At 56.2% G+C, this 5,473-nt stretch carries 2 rRNA genes; both read right to left on the reverse strand.

Annotation, left to right across the window (positions count from 1 at the left end):
• Nucleotides 1–58: 58 nt before the first annotated feature.
• Nucleotides 59–3,189, reverse strand: a 23S ribosomal RNA gene (locus tag PD653B2_RS22310).
• 532 nt (nt 3,190–3,721) lie between these two features.
• Nucleotides 3,722–5,253 (reverse strand): 16S ribosomal RNA (locus tag PD653B2_RS22315).
• Together the 16S and 23S rRNA genes form the textbook arrangement of a ribosomal RNA operon.
• Nucleotides 5,254–5,473 lie beyond the last annotated feature (220 nt).

Raw genomic sequence — 5,473 nt, forward strand, 5'->3', positions numbered from 1 at the left:
TCTGGATTCGTGGACGCGAACATCGCTGTGCAGGGTTGTTGTGATTGTTGAGGGTTTGTAAGACAAGCCCTCGGCCTATTAGTACCGGTCGGCTGGGCATTGCTGCTGTACACCTCCGGCCTATCAACCCAGTGTTCTGCTGGGGGCCTTACCCCACAAGGGGTGGGAAACCTCATCTTGAAACGTGCTTCCCGCTTAGATGCATTCAGCGGTTATCACTTCCGAACGTAGCTAACCAGCCGTGCCCCTGGCGGGACAACTGGCACACCAGAGGTTCGTCCATCCCGGTCCTCTCGTACTAGGGACAGCCTTTCTCAAGTTTCCTGCGCGCGCGGCGGATAGGGACCGAACTGTCTCACGACGTTCTAAACCCAGCTCGCGTGCCGCTTTAATGGGCGAACAGCCCAACCCTTGGGACCTACTCCAGCCCCAGGATGCGACGAGCCGACATCGAGGTGCCAAACCATCCCGTCGATATGGACTCTTGGGGAAGATCAGCCTGTTATCCCCGGGGTACCTTTTATCCGTTGAGCGACGTCGCTTCCACATGCCGACGCCGGATCACTAGTTCCGACTTTCGTCCCTGCTCGACATGTCTGTCTCACAGTCAAGCTCCCTTGTGCACTTACACTCAACACCTGATTGCCAACCAGGCTGAGGGAACCTTTGAGCGCCTCCGTTACATTTTAGGAGGCAACCGCCCCAGTTAAACTACCCATCAGGCACTGTCCCTGATCCAGATAATGGACCTAGGTTAGACATCTAGTACGACCAGAGTGGTATTTCAACGTTGACTCCACAACCACTGGCGTGGCTGCTTCACAGTCTCCCACCTATCCTACACAAGCCGAACCAAACACCAATACCAAACTATAGTAAAGGTCCCGGGGTCTTTCCGTCCTGCCGCGCGTAACGAGCATCTTTACTCGTAGTGCAATTTCGCCGAGTCCACGGTTGAGACAGCGCCCAAGTCGTTACTCCATTCGTGCAGGTCGGAACTTACCCGACAAGGAATTTCGCTACCTTAGGATGGTTATAGTTACCACCGCCGTTTACTGGGGCTTAAGTTCTCAGCTTCGAGGAACAAGTCCTCTTACCGGTCCCCTTAACCTTCCAGCACCGGGCAGGAGTCAGTCCGTATACATCGTCTTACAACTTCGCACGGACCTGTGTTTTTAGTAAACAGTCGCTTGGGCCTGGTCTCTGCGGCCATCACCGCGTCCGACAGCAAGTGTCGTAACGGATCCGGCCCCCCTTCTCCCGAAGTTACGGGGGCATTTTGCCGAGTTCCTTAACCATGGTTCGCTCGATCGCCTTGGTATTCTCTACCTGATCACCTGAGTCGGTTTGGGGTACGGGCGGCGCGTAGCTCGCTAGAGGTTTTTCTCGACAGCATAGGATCACCGACTACTCCCCTACGGGATCGGCATCGGATCTCAAGGTCGTCATCCAAGACAGCGGACCGGATTTACCTGGGCCACCCCCTACATCCTTACCCGTGGACAACCATCGCCACGGATCGGCTACCTTCCTGCGTCACCCCATCGCTTGACTACTACCAGATCGGGTCCCACGCTCCGCCTGCGCGCCTCACCCCGAAGGGATCGGTCACACAGGTTTCGGGTGGTTAGCATCACCGGGTTCGTCATGGGCGCTACTTTGCCGGTACGGGAATATCAACCCGTTGTCCATCGACTACGCCTGTCGGCCTCGCCTTAGGTCCCGACTTACCCAGGGCAGATTAGCTTGACCCTGGAACCCTTGATCATTCGGCGCAAGTGTTTCTCACACTTGATTCGCTACTCATGCCTGCATTCTCACTCGTGTCGCGTCCACACCTGGATCACTCCGGCGCTTCACTCGCGACACGACGCTCCCCTACCCATCCACACACCTGAACCAACCTCGAGGGCGGCTTAGCTAACGTATGAATGCCATAGCTTCGGCGGATGACTTGAGCCCCGCTACATTGTCGGCGCGGAATCACTTGACCAGTGAGCTATTACGCACTCTTTCAAGGGTGGCTGCTTCCAAGCCAACCTCCTGGTTGTCACTGCGACTCCACATCCTTTTCCACTTAGTCACCGCTTAGGGGCCTTAGCTGATGGTCTGGGCTGTTTCCCTCTCGACAATGGAGCTTATCCCCCACTGTCTCACTGCCGCGCTCTCACTTACCGGCATTCGGAGTTTGGCTAACGTCAGTAACCTTGTAGGGCCCATTAGCTATCCAGTGCTCTACCTCCGGCAAGAAACACGCGACGCTGCACCTAAATGCATTTCGGGGAGAACCAGCTATCACGAAGTTTGATTGGCCTTTCACCCCTATCCACAGGTCATCCCCTCAGTTTTCAACCTAAGTGGGTTCGGTCCTCCACGCGGTCTTACCCGCGCTTCAACCTGCCCATGGATAGATCACTTCGCTTCGGGTCTTGATCGTGCTACTCAGACGCCCTATTCGGACTCGCTTTCGCTACGGCTTCCCCACACGGGTTAACCTCGCAACACAACGCAAACTCGCAGGCTCATTCTTCAAAAGGCACGCCGTCACAACCCCACAAGGAGATCGCTCCGACGGATTGTAGGCACATGGTTTCAGGTACTATTTCACTCCCCGCCAGGGGTACTTTTCACCTTTCCCTCACGGTACTTGTCCGCTATCGGTCATCAAGGAGTATTTAGGCTTAACGGGTGGTCCCGCCAGATTCACACGGAATTTCAGGGGTTCCGTGTTACTTGGGATACCACTCAGCAGCCTGGAACTTACACTTACGGGGCTATCACCCTCTACGGCGCCACTTTCCAATGGACTTCAACTTCACTCCAGGTTTCTTACTGCTTGACCAGCCGGCAGACCGGTCCAAGTGGTCCCACAACCCCCGCTACGCAACCCCTGCCGGGTATCACACGCAACGGGTTTAGCCTGATCCGATTTCGCTCGCCACTACTCTCGGAATCACTATTGTTTTCTCTTCCTGTGGGTACTGAGATGTTTCACTTCCCCACGTTCCCTCCACACGCCCTATATATTCAGGCGCAGGTAACACGACATGACTCGTGCTGGGTTTCCCCATTCGGACACCCCCGGATCACAGCTCGGTTGCCAACTCCCCAGGGCTTATCGCAGGCTCCTACGTCCTTCATCGGCTCTTGATGCCAAGGCATCCACCATGTGCCCTTCATAGCTTGTCTCACAAACACTCAACAAAAACAACAACAACCCACCCACCACGGTCACCGACCAATGCCGGCCAACCACGACGAGCAGGCGTCATCAACTACAAAGACCAACCCAGAACACACCACCACACCCCACCACCGTCTCCGGCACCAGGGTCTGCCGCTGCATCTGGGTTGATAATCGCGACGACCCCATGGTGAAGGGCCATCGCGAAGATGCTCGCGTCCACTATCCAGTTCACAAACAACCAGCCCACCAACCAGAACCCACCCACATCACATGGACAAGCTCCCAAAGGGGGCCCAGAGAAGTCACCAGCAACCAGCCGTAACTGGTCGGCCTGATTTCTCAAAGCTCAACAGTGTGCCAAGACCCTCCCCGTGCTCCGCTGCTCCAGGTTCCACACCCACACCCCCGAAGGAACATGGATAGTACTGAGGAGAAACAGACCCCGGTCGGGGCCACATCATCGACGATTCCACTAGTGAACACCACCAGTGCCGCCTGAACGGATGTCAGACGTGCGGGGTGTGTGCTCCTTAGAAAGGAGGTGATCCAGCCGCACCTTCCGGTACGGCTACCTTGTTACGACTTCGTCCCAATCGCCAGCCCCACCTTCGACGGCTCCCTCCACAAGGGTTAGGCCACCGGCTTCGGGTGTTGCCGACTTTCGTGACGTGACGGGCGGTGTGTACAAGGCCCGGGAACGTATTCACCGCAGCGTTGCTGATCTGCGATTACTAGCGACTCCGACTTCATGGGGTCGAGTTGCAGACCCCAATCCGAACTGAGACCGGCTTTTTGGGATTCGCTCCGCCTTACAGCATCGCAGCCCTTTGTACCGGCCATTGTAGCATGCGTGAAGCCCTGGACATAAGGGGCATGATGACTTGACGTCATCCCCACCTTCCTCCGAGTTGACCCCGGCAGTCTCCTATGAGTCCCCATCACCCGAAGGCATGCTGGCAACATAGGACGAGGGTTGCGCTCGTTGCGGGACTTAACCCAACATCTCACGACACGAGCTGACGACAGCCATGCACCACCTGTATACCGACTAAAAGGGGCCCCATCTCTGGGGCTTTCCGGCATATGTCAAACCCAGGTAAGGTTCTTCGCGTTGCATCGAATTAATCCGCATGCTCCGCCGCTTGTGCGGGCCCCCGTCAATTCCTTTGAGTTTTAGCCTTGCGGCCGTACTCCCCAGGCGGGGCGCTTAATGCGTTAGCTGCGGCACGGAACCCATGGAATAGGCCCCACACCTAGCGCCCAACGTTTACGGTGTGGACTACCAGGGTATCTAATCCTGTTCGCTCCCCACACTTTCGCTCCTCAGCGTCAGGTAATGCCCAGAGAACCGCCTTCGCCACCGGTGTTCCTCCTGATATCTGCGCATTTCACCGCTACACCAGGAATTCCGTTCTCCCCTGCATACCTCTAGTCTGCCCGTATCGAAAGCAAGCACCGAGTTAAGCCCGGTGTTTTCACTCCCGACGCGACAAACCGCCTACGAGCCCTTTACGCCCAATAATTCCGGACAACGCTCGCACCCTACGTATTACCGCGGCTGCTGGCACGTAGTTGGCCGGTGCTTCTTCTGCGGGTACCGTCACCACCATCATCGGCGCTTCGTCCCCGCTGAAAGAGGTTTACAACCCGAAGGCCGTCATCCCTCACGCGGCGTTGCTGGATCAGGCTTCCGCCCATTGTCCAATATTCCCCACTGCTGCCTCCCGTAGGAGTCTGGGCCGTGTCTCAGTCCCAGTGTGGCCGGTCACCCTCTCAGGCCGGCTACCCGTCGAAGCCTTGGTAGGCCATTACCCCACCAACAAGCTGATAGGCCGCGAGCACATCCCCCACCGAAAAAACTTTCCACCAACACCCCATGCAGGGGTTGGTCGTATCGGGTATTAGACACCGTTTCCGGTGCTTATCCCCAAGTGAAGGGCAGATTACTCACGTGTTACTCACCCGTTCGCCGCTCGTGTACCCCCGAAAGGGCCTTACCGCTCGACTTGCATGTGTTAAGCACGCCGCCAGCGTTCGTCCTGAGCCAGGATCAAACTCTCCGTTGAAAAACAACACCACACCAACCAAAAGGCCAATGCGGAAAAAGAGATGCCACCCGGCAAAGATGAACCCCGACATAAAATTGTCAGAATTATCAATACCAAAGAAATCCATCAACCATGACCACAGACCCGAAAGCCTGACAGACACAGAAGACGGGGCATAACAAACTAATTCGTCGACTATGACACACTGTTGAGTTCTCAAAAATCAGACGCACACCGT

It is taken from the genome of Nocardioides sp. PD653-B2, from assembly GCF_002117935.1.
Taxonomy (GTDB): domain Bacteria; phylum Actinomycetota; class Actinomycetes; order Propionibacteriales; family Nocardioidaceae; genus Nocardioides.